This is a genomic window from Bacillus sp. FSL M8-0077, assembly GCF_038050255.1.
Classification (GTDB): domain Bacteria; phylum Bacillota; class Bacilli; order Bacillales; family Bacillaceae; genus Bacillus; species Bacillus altitudinis.
The window spans coordinates 3,345,658-3,362,712 of record NZ_JBBPAF010000001.1; the positions used below are offsets into that span (position 1 = coordinate 3,345,658).

14 protein-coding genes are annotated in these 17,055 nt (G+C 40.5%); 2 read left to right on the forward strand and 12 right to left on the reverse strand.

Annotated features, from left to right (window positions below):
- Window positions 1–295: 295 nt before the first annotated feature.
- Window positions 296–1,744 (reverse strand): carboxy-terminal processing protease CtpB, encoded by a 1,449-nt coding sequence (ctpB, locus tag NST57_RS17400; RefSeq protein WP_060832689.1) that lies wholly within the window; start codon window positions 1,742–1,744, stop codon window positions 296–298.
- 153 nt (window positions 1,745–1,897) lie between these two features.
- On the opposite strand from ctpB, the gene NST57_RS17405 reads away from it, so the two are divergent.
- Window positions 1,898–2,638, forward strand: a complete 741-nt coding sequence (locus NST57_RS17405) for a sulfite exporter TauE/SafE family protein (RefSeq protein ID WP_017368130.1) — start codon at window positions 1,898–1,900, stop codon at window positions 2,636–2,638.
- 47 nt (window positions 2,639–2,685) lie between these two features.
- Here the strand turns inward: NST57_RS17405 and NST57_RS17410 are convergent, their stop codons facing one another.
- The 5 genes from NST57_RS17410 to NST57_RS17430 all read right to left on the reverse strand — a co-directional run bounded on the left by NST57_RS17410 (window position 2,686) and on the right by NST57_RS17430 (window position 7,241).
- Window positions 2,686–3,948: a murein hydrolase activator EnvC family protein gene (locus tag NST57_RS17410; RefSeq protein WP_341298958.1), complete on the reverse strand. Its 1,263-nt coding sequence runs from the start codon at window positions 3,946–3,948 to the stop codon at window positions 2,686–2,688.
- Window positions 3,949–4,062: 114 nt separating this feature from the next.
- A complete protein-coding gene (gene ftsX, locus NST57_RS17415) occupies window positions 4,063–4,953 on the reverse strand; it encodes a permease-like cell division protein FtsX (protein WP_025208057.1) in 891 nt (296 codons plus the stop codon).
- Window positions 4,946–5,632, reverse strand: coding sequence for a cell division ATP-binding protein FtsE (ftsE, locus tag NST57_RS17420; protein ID WP_008348229.1), 687 nt, complete (start codon window positions 5,630–5,632; stop codon window positions 4,946–4,948). Before ftsE ends, ftsX begins: the two co-directional genes overlap by 8 nt.
- Window positions 5,633–6,014: 382 nt before the next feature.
- Window positions 6,015–6,344, reverse strand: coding sequence for a cytochrome c551 (gene cccB / locus NST57_RS17425; protein WP_007500002.1), 330 nt, complete (start codon window positions 6,342–6,344; stop codon window positions 6,015–6,017).
- Window positions 6,345–6,392: 48 nt separating this feature from the next.
- On the reverse strand, window positions 6,393–7,241 hold the full coding sequence (locus tag NST57_RS17430; RefSeq protein WP_035389657.1) for a YitT family protein: 849 nt from the start codon (window positions 7,239–7,241) through the stop codon (window positions 6,393–6,395).
- A gap of 189 nt (window positions 7,242–7,430) precedes the next feature.
- Here NST57_RS17430 and NST57_RS17435 point away from each other — a divergent pair, with 189 nt between their 5' ends.
- Window positions 7,431–8,165 carry an alpha/beta family hydrolase gene (locus NST57_RS17435; RefSeq protein WP_039169771.1) on the forward strand — a complete coding sequence of 245 codons (735 nt, stop codon included), beginning with the start codon at window positions 7,431–7,433 and terminating at the stop codon, window positions 8,163–8,165.
- Between the two features lie 214 nt (window positions 8,166–8,379).
- Here the strand turns inward: NST57_RS17435 and NST57_RS17440 are convergent, their stop codons facing one another.
- The 6 genes from NST57_RS17440 to NST57_RS17465 all read right to left on the reverse strand — a co-directional run bounded on the left by NST57_RS17440 (window position 8,380) and on the right by NST57_RS17465 (window position 17,043).
- The gene (locus tag NST57_RS17440; RefSeq protein WP_058336977.1) at window positions 8,380–10,173 is read right to left on the reverse strand and encodes a M3 family oligoendopeptidase; all 1,794 of its coding nucleotides are present in this window, start codon (window positions 10,171–10,173) and stop codon (window positions 8,380–8,382) included.
- A gap of 124 nt (window positions 10,174–10,297) precedes the next feature.
- Window positions 10,298–11,399 (reverse strand): peptide chain release factor 2 gene (prfB, locus tag NST57_RS17445; protein ID WP_096881918.1). Its coding sequence is split into 2 segments (ribosomal slippage): window positions 10,298–11,326 and window positions 11,328–11,399, totalling 1,101 coding nucleotides; the frame shifts between segments, so codons are not numbered across the junction.
- 67 nt (window positions 11,400–11,466) lie between these two features.
- Entirely contained in the window at window positions 11,467–13,992 is a 2,526-nt protein-coding gene (secA, locus tag NST57_RS17450) for a preprotein translocase subunit SecA (protein ID WP_008348240.1), read from the reverse strand.
- Between the two features lie 198 nt (window positions 13,993–14,190).
- Window positions 14,191–14,754 carry a ribosome hibernation-promoting factor, HPF/YfiA family gene (gene hpf, locus NST57_RS17455; protein ID WP_138279058.1) on the reverse strand — a complete coding sequence of 188 codons (564 nt, stop codon included), beginning with the start codon at window positions 14,752–14,754 and terminating at the stop codon, window positions 14,191–14,193.
- A 189-nt stretch (window positions 14,755–14,943) separates the two neighbouring features.
- Window positions 14,944–16,629: a methyl-accepting chemotaxis protein gene (locus tag NST57_RS17460; protein WP_341298959.1), complete on the reverse strand. Its 1,686-nt coding sequence runs from the start codon at window positions 16,627–16,629 to the stop codon at window positions 14,944–14,946.
- A 33-nt stretch (window positions 16,630–16,662) separates the two neighbouring features.
- Complete coding sequence (locus NST57_RS17465) at window positions 16,663–17,043, reverse strand: hypothetical protein (protein ID WP_142156118.1); 381 nt, start codon at window positions 17,041–17,043, stop codon at window positions 16,663–16,665.
- Window positions 17,044–17,055 lie beyond the last annotated feature (12 nt).

The following is a 17,055-nucleotide window of genomic DNA, read 5'->3' on the forward strand; positions in this document are numbered from 1 at the left end:
ACAGCTCAATGCTTAAGCTGAATATCCGCAAAAAATAAAATATTTAAAATGAGTGCTACTTTTTATTGTAAGAATTATTTATGTAACATACAACTTTCAAAAGTTTCATTTTCATGACATGTTTAAATCAACAGAAAGTCTCTTATATAAATATGTTATCGGGTAAATTCGAAGGAATGTTATGTTTTTTGTAAAATAAATGAATATATTTCTCGATATAATATATTTTTAAGAATAAATTATTACATGTTCGTAACACTTATGAACCAAAAAAAAGAGGCATTTATTCGCCTCTTTATTTTTTGAGATATAGTGCTTTTAGTGCAGTTTGCAGCTGAAGATCATTCTTTTCATAAGATTTCACTTCATCTACCATCTTGTTCATCATTTTCGCTGTCTTTAAATCAATCACACCTGATTTATCGAGATTGTATGTGCTTTGAAATGCGAGTACAGCTTTTTTCGTTTCTTCGTCAAAATATCCATCTACTCTGCCAGGGTCAAATGATAACCCTTTTAACAATGTCTGTGCTTGTCTGACTTCTTCATTGTTCATATCAAGCTGAAGCGGTTCTTTCAGCTGGAGCGGGCCAACGGTGAAGTAATCTGGTTGATGAATCGCAATGGTCGGCACAACGCCTTTTTTGTGAATCCAATTCCCTTTCGGTGTCAGCCACTTATACAGCGTTAATTTAATGTTACTTCCATCTCCCATTGGTACCGCCTGCTGCACAGTTCCTTTACCAAAGGAAACGTCACCTACCACTTCATACTTCCCTGCTTCTTTCATGGCACCAGCCAGAATTTCAGAAGCGGATGCACTTCCTTTATCAATTAAGACATTGACCGGGTATGGTTTTTGTTCTTTTCGTTTTGAAAAATATCGTTTTCGATCGCCATTCCGTTCTGCAATTTGAATATATGGCTGATCCTTTGTGATAAAATGTTTCAAAATATCTTCCACACTTTGTAGATAGCCGCCAGGATTTCCTCTCACGTCCAGCACAAGGCCTTCCATGCCCTTTTTCTCGAGCTTATTCAAGCTTGCCGTGAAATCCTTCGCCGTATCTTCAGAGAAGCTAGAGATTGCGATATAGCCTGTTTTATGACCATTGACCTCTTTCATTGAAGCCGTTACGGTTTCAAGCGGGATTTCTTCTCGTTTGATATGGAATGTTAGCTCTTTTTCAATTCCATTTCGTCTGATTTTCAAGGCGACAGACGTTCCTTTTTTTCCTCTTATTTTCAGTACAGCATCGTTTAGGCTTTTTTCTTTCATCGTCTCACCGTCAATGCTGATGATTTCATCTTTCGGTTTCAGACCCGCCTTTGCTGCAGGGGATTTTTTAAAGGCAGAGACAATGATAATCTTTCCTTCATCCATTCCAACTTCTGCCCCAATTCCTTCAAATGAGGAATCAAGTGAATCCGAAAATTGCTTTGCGGTTTGCTTGTCCATGTATACTGAATACGGATCATTTAAGGTTGAAAGCATTCCTTGAATGGCACCTTCAAGCAGCTTTTGACGATCCACTTCCTCTACATATTCATTCGAAATGAGGTCATAGGCTTTCTCAATTTTCTCCATTCCGTTTTCCTTCGCTCGATCACTTGATTGAGCTTGTCCAGCCACTGCAGCAGCCGCTTTCGGTGACTCCGCCTGAGTCGCCTCTTTATGCGTCACAACCCCTGCACTGATGATGAGAATGACACTTGCCATGATGGATGCGATTTGTTTTTTCATATTTGGCCTCCTTCTTCAACTCTTCCTGATGACCTGAGTTATTATATGCCAGAAGAAGGGATTTCATGTAAAGACATTCTCCTAGGGAGGCTTGACTAATCATTTCATTAGGTGTAATTTTTATTTTGTTACGATCGAGAAGGAGTCATCGCTATGTATATTATATTGACTATGCTTTTATTAGGAATTTTACTAGGGTTTGTAGGAGCTGGCGGGGCTGGTTTTGTCATCGCATTGCTGACGTTAATCTTTGATGTACCAATCCATACTGCACTTGGGACATCTTTAGCTGCTATGGCATTTACGACTTTATCTGGTGCATACAGCCACTACCGAGAAGGAAATATCCAGCTCAAATCAGGTTTGATTGTCGGTGCACTAGCTTGTATTGCTTCATTTGCCGGAGCAAAAGTGGCTCCTTTTATTCCAGAGGATAGCCTGCACTATTTAACAGCTGGTATGCTCTTTTTATCTGCTGTTTTTATGATGATCAAATTGTTTGTCCTAAAAGAAGATGCTGAGCAGCAGCCGCTTTCTTCACGCCAATTGCTGATCAGGGGCATTATATTAGGCCTTGTATCAGGGATGCTTTCAGGGATGTTCGGTATCGGATCAGCACCATTTATTCAAGTGGGGCTTTTGATTTTGCTGAAGCTGTCTATTAGACAAGCTGTTGGCACAACGATGCTAGTGATTATTCCAATCTCTATTGGCGGTGGAATTGGTTATATTTCAGAAGGCTATGTTGACTTTATCCTGCTCGTTCAGATCTTAATCGGTACCGTATTAGGGGCTTTTATTGGGGCAAAATTTACCCGCCTTGCGCCGAAACCTCTCTTAAAATCCGCTGTGCTTTTAACACCTATTATTGCCGGATTACTGCTGTTATTTTAATTTCATCTACATGAAAAAGCCGATAACATGCTGTTATCGGCTTTTTGTTAGCGGATATATTGCGCTGGATTGACTGCATTTGATTTCGCGCCATTCCATAATCCTTTATGAATTTCAAAATGAAGATGCTGGCCATAAGACTGACCTGTGTTGCCCATATATCCAAGGAATTGACCTTGCTCGACTCTTTGACCTGTTGACACACTTCTTGTTGAAAGATGAGCGTATACCGTTTGATACGTTTGGCCATTGATGTTATGTGTAATGAACACCACGTTCCCATAACTCGACGAGTAGCTTGAGTTCGTGACTATTCCAGATGCGGCTGCAACGACAGATACAGTGCCTTTTGCAGCGATATCTAATCCGTAATGCTGTCCGCCAGAACGTCCGCCAAAGCCTGATGAAAAACGGCCTGCAGCTGGCTTAATGAAACCTGAGCTACTTGCTGGTGTATCTGACACTTGATCAGATCCTCCACTTGGTGCAGGTGCACTTTTTTCAGCAGCTGCTTGTTCTGCTTTCTTCGCTTCTTCTTTTTGACGGCGTGCTTCTTCAGACTTTACCGCCGCTTTCTGATTCGCTAGAATTTCTTGTTCATTTTCGAGATTGCCCAGCTCATCATGTGCATGTTTCTTTTTATCTGTCACATCACCTAGGATTTTCTCTTTTTCCTTATACTTCTTAGATAGGTCCTTTTTCAACGTTTCAAGCTCTTTCAAAGATGTTTCAAGTCCACTTAGCTGTTTATTTAGCTCTGCTTCTTTTTGCTCTACTAGCTCCAAATCATTTTCGTGTTCTGTAATCATGTCTTTATCTGCTTCGACGATGGTTGTAACAGCTCCCACACGACTGACAAAATCACTAAAGCTACGAGCACCTAGCAGCACATCTAAATAGTTGATTGTACCGCCACTTTTTTGCATAGAACGAATTCTATCTTTGAAAATCGCTTTCCTCTTTTCAATTCGCTCGTTGATGACTTCAATCTCTTTTTTTAGTTTTTTGATCTCTTGTTTCGTCTGTTTGACCTCTTTTTCTTTTTCAGCGACTTTTTCAGTTGCGGCACTTACTTTTTGGTCAATTTTTTCAATTTCTTGCTTTAGCTTTGATTCTTTCTTTTCAAGCTTTGCCAGTTCTGATTTCTTTTTCTTCAAGGTTGATTCAGTCTTCGATGTTTTCTCTTCAATTTGTTGACGTTTTTGATCTAGGTCTTCGTATGCGAATGCACGATTTTCGTTCCCTGGAATGTATAGCCACGTTGTTCCAATAAACGCTGCCATTCCAGCCATCATCAGCTTTCTTTTCAAAACGATATTCCCCTCCCATGACAACTGCCTGCATAAAGAGTCGACCGGATGAATTGGATCAACCGGTCACACCTTCTATAGAATCTTCGAGTGCTGCCATCAATATAAATAGATTTATACTTTCAAGAATTTACGGATGGACGTTAAACTTCCCCACACACCGATAATGGCACCGATCAATAGAAGGATCAGTGATACTTGATAGACAAACGGATTGTATGGAAGCATTGAAATAAATGAACCTTGTACCCTTGGCGCCACCCAGCCGACAGCATAATGATATGTGCCAAGCAATACAGCGATTGGTATAATCGAGCCAAATACACCAAGTAGTAATCCTTCGATGAAGAACGGCCAGCGGATAAACCAGTTCGTTGCACCTACTAGTTTCATAATCTCAATTTCTTTACGTCTAGCAAAAATCGTAATTTTGATCGTATTGGAAATCAAGAACATCGCTGTAAATAAAAGCCCAATAATAAGTGCGATGCCGACATTACGCGCCACTCCGACAACATTAAAGAGTCGGCTGACCTCTTCTTTTCCATAAGTGACTTTATACGTCCCTTTTAGGTTTTCTAATTTCTTCGCTACTTTTGGTGTATCGTGGGGATCTGTTGTTTTCACAATAAACGCATCATTCAATGGATTTTCTTGATCAACCAATCCCATAGATTGTCCATTTTCACCAAAGCTTTTAATCAGTGCTTTTAGTTCATCATCCTTGGATGAGTATTTCACATCACTGATTTCAGGAATCTTCTCAATTTCTGCTTTTAATTCATCCTGCTGCTTTTGATTCGCAGTTAAATCGATGAGAACTTTTACTTCTACTTCTTTCTCAGCGTTCGATGCCATGTTATTCAAGTTGAGCATAATGACAAGAAAAACCCCAACTAAAATCAATGTGACAGTGACCGCACTAATTGATGCAAATGTCATCCACGTGTTTCTTCCAAGTGAACGGAAGCTCTCACGTAAATGCCGCGAGAGAGTTTTAATCATAAATTCCGTACTCCCCTCTTGCTTCGTCACGTACAATCATTCCATCTTCGATTGCGATGACGCGTTTCTTCATGCTGTTTACAATCTCTTTGTTGTGTGTCGCCATGACGACTGTTGTTCCGCGGTTATTAATCTCTTCGAGTGTCTTCATAATTTCCCATGAAGTATCTGGATCAAGGTTTCCTGTCGGTTCGTCTGCAATGACAACCTCAGGATGATTGACGATCGAACGAGCGATCGATACACGCTGCTGTTCACCGCCGGAAAGCTGATCTGGAAATTGACGAGCTTTGTGCTTTAATTGCACCAAATCAAGTACCTCAAGCACTTTTTTCTTAATAATACTTGGCTGTTCACCAATGACTTCAAGAGCAAATGCCACGTTCTCAAAGACCGTGAGACTTGGAAGCAGTTTGAAATCTTGGAATACTACGCCGATTTCTCTTCTCACATAAGGAATTTCTTTTTCCTTCATCGAGCCTAAATCTTTGTTATTAATTAAGATTTTCCCTTTGGTTGGCTTCTCTTCACGATACATCATTTTAATGAACGTGGATTTACCAGCGCCACTGGGACCAACAACATACACAAACTCTCCTGGATGGATAGAGACATTGATTCCATTGATCGCCTTTACACCATTAGGATAGATCTTATAGACTTCCTTCATTTCAATCATGTAATCACCTAATCTTTTCTTATTCGCTGTCAAACAGCTTATCATGATGTTCTGACACTTCTCGTCAAAAAACGTTATGTATGGTCACGCACATACCCTTCGATACGCACAAGCAATTTATGTCCTTTTCATCCAAAAAGATGAAAAAATTGAATCGTCTAAATTTCAACAACTCCAATTATACGTCATGAATCGACTCAATGGTATTACATTTATATTTCAAAACTTATAAATAAAAGGTAAATAGAGCAATCAAAACCGAAAAACGTGTCTTTTTACCCTTATTTTTTAAATAAAATTTAATATAATACGTTTTCATACTATTCAAAAGTCTTTTTCTACAAATAGAAAATAAAAAAACCTTGTCGATTAGACAAAGGTTTTATTTTTTCTCTGCAAGCCATTTGGCAACTTCTTTTGCTTGTTTTTCATCTACCATTCCGCTTGGCATAGATCCTTTACCGTTCTGGGCAATATCTGCAATTTGGCTTTCATTATATTTCTTTCCGACTTCTTTCAAGCTTGGGCCGCCTCCGCCGGATAAGTCTTTTCCATGACAGCCAATACAGTTTTGCTGATAAATCTCTTCACCACTGCTCACATTTGAAGCACTTTTACTGCCTTCTTTGTCACTGCTGCTTGAATTTCCTCCACAGGCCGCAAGTACAAAAAGCATAGCGACAAAAAGAAGCGTTAATCCGCTCTTTTTCATGTATTTCCCTCCCTTACAATCATTTGGTCAACGTTATTATATCCTTGTTTACGCCCTTTTAAAACCCTCACCAAGCACCTCTTTTGCATCCATGACGATGACAAACGCTGATGCATCGATCGCTTTTACCACTTGTTTCAACTTTGTGAATTGTGACTGCCCTACCACACACATTAAAATAGGCCGGTCATGGTCGGTGTACCCACCTACTGCTGAGATCTTCGTTACACCACGATCAATTTGATCAAACACCGCCTGTCTGACCTCATCCTCATGGCCCGTAATAATCATGGCCATCTTCGAGTGACTAAAGCCAGCCTGCACGACATCAATCGTCTTACTAGAAATGAACACTCCGATCACAGCGTACAGCCCTTCTTCGATCCCAAAAACAGTCATGGCCGCCAAAACAATCAAACCGTCCATCATCGCTAAACAAGTACCTAACGTCAGCCCTGTATATTTATTGATGATTTTGGCCGCAAGTGCCGTTCCTCCCGTTGAACCATTGCCGAGGAAAACGAGCCCAATTCCGATCCCAATCACTACACCACCAAATATTGCGGCGAGCAGTGCTTCATGGGTGACAGGAGCAATGTGTCTTGTTAAGAACACCATTAAAGGTAAAAAGACAGAACCAACGAGCGTTTTTACCCCAAATGTTCCACCTAATAAATAAAAGCCTGCGATAAAGAGCGGAATATTGAGACCCCATTGTACATATGCAGCTTCAAAACCGAATGACTGCATAATGGTACTGATTCCACTCACCCCGCCAGCAGCAATCTGATTTGGTAATAATAACGTATTAAAGCCAACCGCCACGATGGCTGATCCTATTAAAATGAGTACATAATTTTTCACTTCAATCCAAAGTTGAGAATGTTCCTGCTTCATGTCTTTCTTCCTCCGTTACTTCTGAATGCACACCTATTTTAAGCCCTCTCATTCAGATTGTAAATAACAGCCAAATGCAGTGCTAATGGATTAATACTTTATCACACAGCCGGATCAGCGTACTTGCCGTTTGGCAGAAGAGTAAATGATGGTATATTTAATATGTACATGAGAAAGAAGGGACATACGATGAAGAAAATACTGAAGATCACCGGTATTACATTACTTGCACTCATCATCTTAGCTTTTGGTGCTTTCTATACATGGAGCCGCTTTACATATGGACCATCGGAAGCGTTAAAAAAGCAGATGAAGATTGAGCAGGTCGATCATAAAAATGGGGTATATTCATTTGAAGCATCAAAAAGCGATACTGGCATCATTCTATATCCTGGGGCAAAAGTTGAACCTCTTGCGTATGCCTATCTAGGGAATGCGCTGATGAAGAAAGGCTATTCGGTCTTTATCCCAGACATGCCATTTTCCTTCGCGATTTTTAATACGAAGAAGGCAGAGGATATCCTCAAAAGTCATCCAGCCATCAAGCATTGGTACATTGGCGGACATTCGCTAGGCGGGACAGCTGCCGCTATGTATGCAGAGAAAAATCAAAGCAAGCTGGACGGCCTCTTTTTCCTTGCCTCCTATCCTGCATCAGATGATTTGAAACAGGCTTCCTTGCAAGTATTATCTATTTCAGGCGAAAAAGATGGGCTGGCGACACAAGAAAAAATCAAAAAATCGAAAAAGCAGCTACCTTCTCAAACGGTGTACCATGAGATAAAAGGCGGTAATCATGCTCAATTTGGCATGTATGGCAAACAAAAAGGGGATCAGCCTGCAGACATTCCAGTCCTCACGCAACAAAAAGACATCGTTCAGACGATGCTGGAATGGTTAAAACCAGCAAAAAAGCTCCCGTAATGGGAGCTGCCAGATTGTTGACAAAGGGCTAAAATGAACTTGATTTTAGCCCTTTGTCTTCTTTTCAGCGTGATAGAAAACCTTTGCAGTCTAGGAAGGACGAGCATCGGCGCGGAGCGAATTTGACATTCGTGAGCACCGAAGCGCAGGACTGACAACGAATGCGAGGGTTTGTCTACACGCTGAAGCTCCCGTAATGGGAGCTTTTCATTTTTTATGCTTTCGTCGCTTCTAAAAACTCTTCAGCATCTGCCACAGCCAGTGAAATGGCCTCTTCCCAAAATGCTTTTTGAGTCAGGTCGACACCTAGGTGCTTATATGCCAAATCTTCTACAGTCATTGACGCTGTATCTTTTAATAGCGCAATATATTTCTCTTCAAATGATGCCCCGGCTTGCAATGCTTTCGCGTAAATACCTAGAGAGAACATGTACCCGAAGGTGTAAGGGAAGTTATAAAACGGGACACCTGTAATATGGAAATGCAGTTTAGACGCCCAGAAATGCGGATGGTATTCATCTAAAGAGTCACCAAAGGCTTCCTTCTGTGCTTCTACCATCAACTCATTCAAGCGGTCAGCTGGCACTTCTCCTTGTTTGCGCTCTTCATAAAAGCGTTGTTCAAATAAGAAGCGTGATTGAATATTCATAAAGAATGCCACACTGCGCTGCAGCTTATCCTCTAGCAAACTGAGACGCTCTTCTTCATTGGCCGCCTCTTTTAATGAAGCATCTGCCACAATCATTTCTGCGAATGTCGACGCAGTTTCAGCTACATTCATCGCATATTTACGATTCAACATCCGAACATCCTGCATGACTTCCTGATGGAACGAATGACCAAGCTCATGTGCTAGTGTCGCTACATTGGATGGAGTCCCTGAGAAGGTCATAAAAATACGTGATTCTCCGCTATCAGGGAAATTCGTACAAAAACCGCCCACTCGTTTGTTTGGGCGATTCTCAGCTTCTACCCAGCGTTCATTAAAAGCTTTTTCAGTAAAAGCAGCAAGCTCTTTTCCAAACCCTGCGAAATGCTTGATAATAAAAGCGGCTGCATCTTGATAAGAATAGGTTTTTGTCTCACTTCCAATAGGCGCTCCCACATCAAACCAGCTTAGTTTATCAACCCCAAGCATGTCAGCTTTACGTTGTAAATAATCAATGAATGGCTGTTTATGTTCATCAATGACAGACCACATTGTATCGAGCGTCTCTTGTTTCATCCGGCAAATATCAAGGGGCTCTTTTAATATATGATCCCATCCCCTTGCTTCATATACTTGTAAACGAAAACCAGCGAGATGATTGAGTGTGCTTGCAAACAAATGTTCATCCTGTGTCCATGCATGTTCTAAATTATGATACACGGCTTTTCTCACTTCACGGTCTGAATCATCCATCGCATTTTCTGCTTGGCCTACAGAAATCATTTGTGTTTCACCATTTTGCTCAAATGGAATGGTAATTTTGTTCACCAAGCTAGAATAAAGTTCATCCCACGCATGATACCCATCTACTGCTAGTTTTTGAATGAGTGTTTCCTGTTCAACAGGCAGTTGATCTTTCACATGTTCTCTTCGTTCATTTAATATGTAACGAACATCTGAGAAAGCGGCTGAATCCATTAATTCTTCCCACTGGCTAGTAGGAATCTCAGCAAGTGATTGATCAAACCCTGCTAGAATGGTTCCTAATTCAGCTTCCAGCTTGGCAATAGACCCCCGGAGACTGCCCGCCTTCATATCCTTTGTATTTTGAGATTGTAGACAGGATACAAATGAACCTGCTTGCGCTAGTTTTTTATATGTGATTTCATACGTTTCAAGGACAGCTGTTAACTTTTTTTCAATTTGTGTATCTTCTTTTGAAAAGGCATCTACCTTTTGTCGTAACTCATCTAATAGCTGCTGTATGTGCTGTAAGTATGTGATAAATTCTGATGAAGAACTGCCTCCTTTAAAAAAGGCATCTAAATCCCACGTCTCTTGTAATGGTTTTAATCCCAAATTATTTCCCCCTTTAATTGCTAATTTCATCATACAAAGGATATAGAGTCAGTATGGCATATGTATTCCTTTATATTCATTATATTTTCTCACAATTAAAAAAACCCGGCAAGAAGCCGAGTTTTTATGATAATTTTGAACGTAAATACGCATCGATAAAGGAATCTAAATCTCCATCCATCACCGCTTGAACATTTCCCATCTCCGTGTTGGTACGATGGTCTTTCACAAGAGAATATGGGTGGAAAACATACGAGCGAATTTGGCTTCCCCAGCCAATTTCTTTCTGTTCTCCTCTGATTTCATCCAATTCCGCCTGCTGTTCTTCGATCCGTTTTTGATAAAGCTTAGATTTCAGCATTTTCATTGCACGTTCTCTGTTTTTGATTTGGGATCTTTCCGTTTGGCACGTCACGACGACATTTGTTGGGATGTGTGTGATACGAACCGCAGAGTCCGTCGTATTGACGTGCTGACCCCCTGCACCACTTGCACGATACGTATCCACCTTAATATCCTCTGTACGAATATCGATATCAATTTCTTCATTAAATTCTGGCATGACATCGCAGGAAACGAAAGATGTGTGTCTACGGCCAGATGAATCAAATGGAGAAATACGGACTAAACGATGGACACCTTTTTCTGCTTTTAAGTAACCGTAAGCGTTATGTCCTTTAATCAGTAATGTCACAGACTTAATTCCGGCTTCATCCCCTGGAAGATAATCAAGGGTTTCAACCTTAAAGCCTCTGCGCTCTGCCCAGCGGGTATACATTCTGAGGAGCATCGATCCCCAGTCCTGTGATTCCGTTCCACCTGCACCTGGGTGAAGCTCAAGAATGGCATTGTTTTTGTCATAAGGTTCGCTTAAAAGAAGCTGTAGCTCAAATTCATTAAACTGCTTCGTTAAGTTCTTCAGCTCTTTTTCAAGCTCTGCATGAAGCTCCTCGTCATAATCTTCCTTTAATAAGTCATGTGTCATTTGTAGTTCTTCATGCGATTCACTGAGTTCATGATAGGAGTTCACAGAATCCTTTAGTGCATTGGCTTCATTGATTACCCCCTGAGCCTTTTGCTGATCGTTCCAAAAATCAGCCTCTGACATCGTCGCTTCAAGCTCTGCGATTTTGACTTCTTTTGTTTCTAGGTCAAAGAGACCCCCTAAAATCAGCTAGCCTGCTAGCCATATTTTCAAGCTCTTGTCTAATTTCTACTAATTCCATATCCTTCACCTCATAGATGTATGGGGGCTGACATGAATAGAAAGAGGTTTTCACCTCTTTCCATTACTTATTCTGTCTTCCCATGACAATTTTTATATTTCTTGCCGCTTCCGCAGTGACACGGTGAGTTTCTTCCGATATCCACCACTTTACGCACCGGCTTTTTCTTCACGGTTTTCTCCTCATCGCCTTCTTGAGGCTGATGAGCAGTTGTTTGTCCTTGAACGACTTCTTCACGTTCTAGGTTGTTTTGGATTTCTGATTTTAGCACATATTTAGCGACGTCATCTTCAATTGAAGCGACCATATGCTCAAACATCGCAAATCCTTCCATTTGATACTCACGAAGCGGATTGGTTTGTGCATATGCACGTAAATGGATTCCTTGACGCAGCTGATCCATTGCATCGATATGATCCATCCACTTCGAATCTACTGCACGAAGAACGATGACTTTTTCAAATTCACGCATTTGTTCATCGCCAAATGTCTCTTCTTTTGCATCATATTTCTCTTTAATCCGCTCCATGATGAATTCGGTGATCTCATCTGCTTCTTTACCGAAGATATCTTTGACCGAAATGGCACCTTCATCTAAATAGTTCGTGTTGATTAATTCAACAAGACCATCTAGTTTCCATTCTTCTGGAAGTTCTTCTTTCGGCGTGTAAGATCCAACAGCCCGCTCAATAGATGATTGAATCATATTGATCACAATCGATTTCAAGTTATCAGAATCGATGACTTCAAAACGCTGTTTGTAAATGACTTCACGCTGTTGACGAAGAACATCATCATATTGCAGAAGCTGCTTACGGGAATCAAAGTTATTCCCCTCAACACGTTTTTGAGAAGATTCAACAGCTTTTGAGACCATTTTACTTTGAATTGGAGTAGAGTCATCCATACCGAAACGATCAAGCATCGCCATTGTCCGCTCTGCACCAAATCGGCGCATCAATTCATCTTCCATTGAGAGATAGAATTGAGTAATCCCTGGGTCTCCTTGACGACCAGAACGACCACGGAGCTGGTTATCGATACGGCGTGATTCATGACGCTCTGTCCCAATAACAGCAAGACCGCCTAGTTCTTTCACACCTTCGCCAAGCTTGATGTCTGTTCCACGTCCCGCCATGTTTGTCGCAATTGTGACGGCACCTTTTTGTCCAGCTTCCTCAATAATTTGTGCTTCACGCTCATGGTTTTTTGCGTTTAACACTTGATGAGGGATGCCTTTATTTTTAAGCAGTTTTGAAATCAATTCAGATGTCTCAACCGCAACAGTTCCGACAAGAACCGGCTGTCCTGTCATATAACGCTGTGCGACGTCTTCAGCTACTGCTTTAAATTTGCCATCCATTGTACGGTAAATTAAATCAGGTCTGTCATCACGCACAACCGGTTTATTGGTTGGGATTGTGACAACCTGCATATTGTAAATGTTACGGAATTCCTCTTCTTCCGTTTTCGCTGTACCTGTCATACCAGATAGCTTTTCATACATACGGAAGTAGTTCTGGAACGTAATGGTTGCAAGTGTCATGCTTTCATTCTGCACTTCAAGACCTTCTTTTGCTTCAATGGCTTGATGCAGACCTTCACTATAGCGACGTCCTTTCATTAAACGTCCTGTGAAGGAGTCAACGATGACGACTTGACCATCTTCCACAACATAATCAACGTCTTTTTGCATCGCAACATGCGCCTTAAGAGCCTGCGCGATATGGTGGTTAAGAGCAACATGTTTGACATCAAACAAGTTCTCGATGCCAAATGCTTTTTCCGCCTTCGTCATTCCGCTTTCAGTCAGCTGTACACTTTTTGTTTTAATATCATAAGTGAAATCGTCTTCTATTTTTAACGTACGAACAAAGGCATTTGCTTGTACGTAAAGTTTCGTCGATTTTGCAGCTTGTCCAGAAATAATAAGAGGTGTTCTCGCTTCATCAATTAAGATGGAGTCAACTTCATCGATGACGGCATAATGAAGTGGTCTTTGAACCATTTGCTCTTTATACAGCACCATGTTATCTCGTAAATAATCAAAGCCAAGCTCATTGTTTGTTGAATACGTGATATCAGCAGCGTACGCTTCTCTTTTTTCATCTTTGTCTAGACTGTTTAAGTTCAAGCCAACCGTTAAGCCAAGAAATTCAAAAATCTTGCCCATTTCCTGTGCATCACGGCTTGCCAAATATTCGTTGACTGTTACAATGTGGACGCCTTTTCCAGAAAGAGCATTCAAATAAACAGGCATCGTTGATGTCAACGTTTTACCTTCACCTGTTTTCATCTCAGAGATATTCCCTTCATGTAGGGCAATCCCCCCCATGAGCTGCACCTTAAATGGGAACATTCCTGTCACGCGGCGGGAAGCCTCACGAACCGTTGCAAATGCTTCAACCAAAAGGTCGTCTACAGATTGTCCTTTTTCAAGTTTTTCTTTAAATTCAATCGTTTTATTTCGTAAAGCCTCGTCAGATAATTTTTCAAAATCTTGAGCGAGAGCTTCGATTTCATTTGCCTTTTTTTCATATCGGCTGATCGTACGTTTCGTAGGATCAAACACTTTGTTTAAGATTCCAAGCATATAATAACGCTCCTCTATTTCATGCAATTTTTCGGCATGTCCAAAAGTTTGACAGGTCCATATTTACCTGCATTTATCATACCATACCTTCCTTGATTTCCAAAGAATTTGCAATGATTTCGCACAAAAAACCCGCCCCTAATGAAGGGAGCGGGTTTACTTTTTTTAGGTCATTTTCGGATCAAAAGGAACGAATGATTAAGCGTTCGGCTCAATGAGTCCATATTTACCGTCATTTCGGCGGTATACCACATTGGTCAAATTTGTCTCAGCATTTGTGAAGACAAAGAAACTGTGACCTAACATGTTCATTTGGAGAATGGCCTCTTCGCTATCCATTGGTTTTAAATTGAAACGTTTTTGTCTGACGATTTCTGTTTCATCAATTTCTTCGTCATCTTGAACTGCTACTTCGGATGTACCGTTTCCTCCAGCAAATAAATGCTTTTTCGCACCTTGCTCACGGAATTTACGGTTCACTTTCGTTTTATGTTTTCTAATTTGACGTTCTAATTTACTGGTTGCTAGGTCTACTGCATTGTACATATCCTCATTATGCACCTCTGCTCGAAGTGCTAGATCAGTCATTGGAATGGTAACCTCAACTTTAGATTCTTGATCGTTGTAAAACTTCAAGTTCACGTTGACTGAAGCATCAACATCTGACTCAAAATAACGCTCCAGCTTTCCAATTTTTTTCTCGACATGATCTCTTAGTGCAGGTGTTACTTCGATGTTTTCTCCTCGGACATTGTAATTCATGTAAAGAACGCCTCCTTTAAAATTAAGGATATGTAAACTTATTTCTACTTTTCCCTCCTTTTCTCCTGCTCAAACGTAAAAAAAATGTGAATTTTTATTGAAATTTGTCGAATCCTGCGATGCTTCAGCTTTTAATTGATAGGTGATCAATATATATTCGATTGATTGTTGAAAAAGACCATGGCGCTGTTAAATCTTGAAAGATGAAATAGATGTTTTCAGTGATTGAGACAAAGATTTTAAATCTTCCGCTGCTGCTTTCATTTCCTCATTCGCTGCTAGTGATTCTTCAACAGCCGCCGACATGTACTCTGTTTCCTCAGAATTCCGCTTGGCACCTTCTTCAATAACACCAATTGTTTGAGAAATTTCTTCTGTACTAGCTGAGATTTGCTCTGTCGTGGCTGAAAGCTCCTCTGCTTTCATCGAGATATCACGAATGGCTGCCAGAATTTCTTGAAAGCTCTGTTCAGACAATTGCGATACTTTCACACCTTCTGCTACATCTCGTTCCACTTTCGTCATAGATTGAGACGATCTTTCAGTATCTTTGTTCACGTTGGCGACTAACTGACTAATTTGATCAGTCAGCTGACTTGATTCTTCCGCCAGCTTTCTGACTTCATCTGCAACAACCGCAAAACCTCGTCCATGTTCCCCAGCCCTTGCTGCTTCAATGGCTGCGTTTAAAGCAAGTAAATTTGTCTGATCTGCAATGGCATGAATATTCCCCAGCAGGCCTTGAATGCCGGTAAACTGTACTTGTACATTGGCCATTGTAGAATGATGTTCATTTACAGATTCCTTAATAGAACTCATTTGTTTCACAAATTGTTGAATGAGAGAAGCACCCTCTTCAGCCTTTTCAGTCACTGAAATTGAGTGACCCGAAACATCAGACGTGTGTTCAGCCGCATTATGCATACCAGTCGAGACTTCTTGAATCGCAGAAGCTACTTTTCCTACTGCGTCCGATTGTTCACGTGAAGCTTCACTAACCTGTTCAATCGAGCTAGACGTCTGTTCACTAGCCGAAATGGTTTGACTGATGGTTTCTTCAAACTGAGCAGCAGAATCGGCTAATTGCCTTGACCCATTTTGCACCTGTAGGATGAGCTGACGCAAATGAGCTGTCATTTGGTTAAAAGCCGTACCGAGCTGGCCAATTTCATTTTTAGAGATTACTTCAATCTCTTCAAGTGTAAGGTCACCATCAGCCATTCTTCTTGCTGCATGTGTGACAGAAACAATCGGTTTTGTCATTCGATGAACAAACCTTGTGCCAATGACTAAAAAGCCGACTATAATCGCTGCGCTAACGAGAATAAGTGTCAGCAATAATTGGTTACTTTCTTCATTGAGCTGACTGATTTTTTGATCCCGCTGTTTCAATTGTGTTTGAGCAAATTCTTTTGTAAAGGTATGTATTTCTTGTTCGATAGGTTGTAATTCTTGACTGAGGCGGGTGTTGAATTCTTTTTGATTTTGCATATTCAATGAATTAAATAATCGATTTGTTGAGGTGTAGTAAAGATAATTTTTTTCGGAAATTTGATCTAACAGATTTTTTGCTTGTTTAACGGTGCTCATTTTTGATGCTTCAGCTGTTTTCTTATTGATTTCTTCATATGTTTGCTCAATCTTCTGTAAATTTTCAGCATCTTGAACAACCACATACGTTTTGATTTGTGCTTCCTGCTTTTGCAGCAGTGCCTCTAATTCCAGTGAGGTCTGGTACAGCTTTACTTCTTTGGTGAGGAGTGCTTTATACGATTGATCTGTTTTGTAATAGATAAAGCTAGAAAATCCTAAAATACTGACAAACAATACACATATGACAATAAGCCCAAATAAAAATTGATTTTTTAGTCTCATAAATTCCTCCGAATGGTCTGAATTGAACAAAAATTAATGAATGACATACGGCCTCATACAGGCATGTATTTCATCCATCCACTTTCTATATTCAGGTATAAAATATGATGTAAGGAATGACTGGAAGTGATTTGAAGGGAATGTATAGAAAGCTAGTATATCGAAACTTAAAAAAATTTGATCAAACGATCGAATCGTCTTGGCAAAGTGCTCACTTTCAATAATTGAAAGCAGAAGCGGGTGTGTTGTCTCTAAATGAAAGAAGGCATGGATCAGATCATTAAAGATCCGATCCCCTTCTGTTTTAGCGAAATCCTTCTCAATTTCATCTAAATATTTTAGACTCTCCTCTATCGTATATAGAAGGTCATAATATGTGGTTAATAAAATATAGTCATCTGAACGATACGCCACAGGTCTCACCTA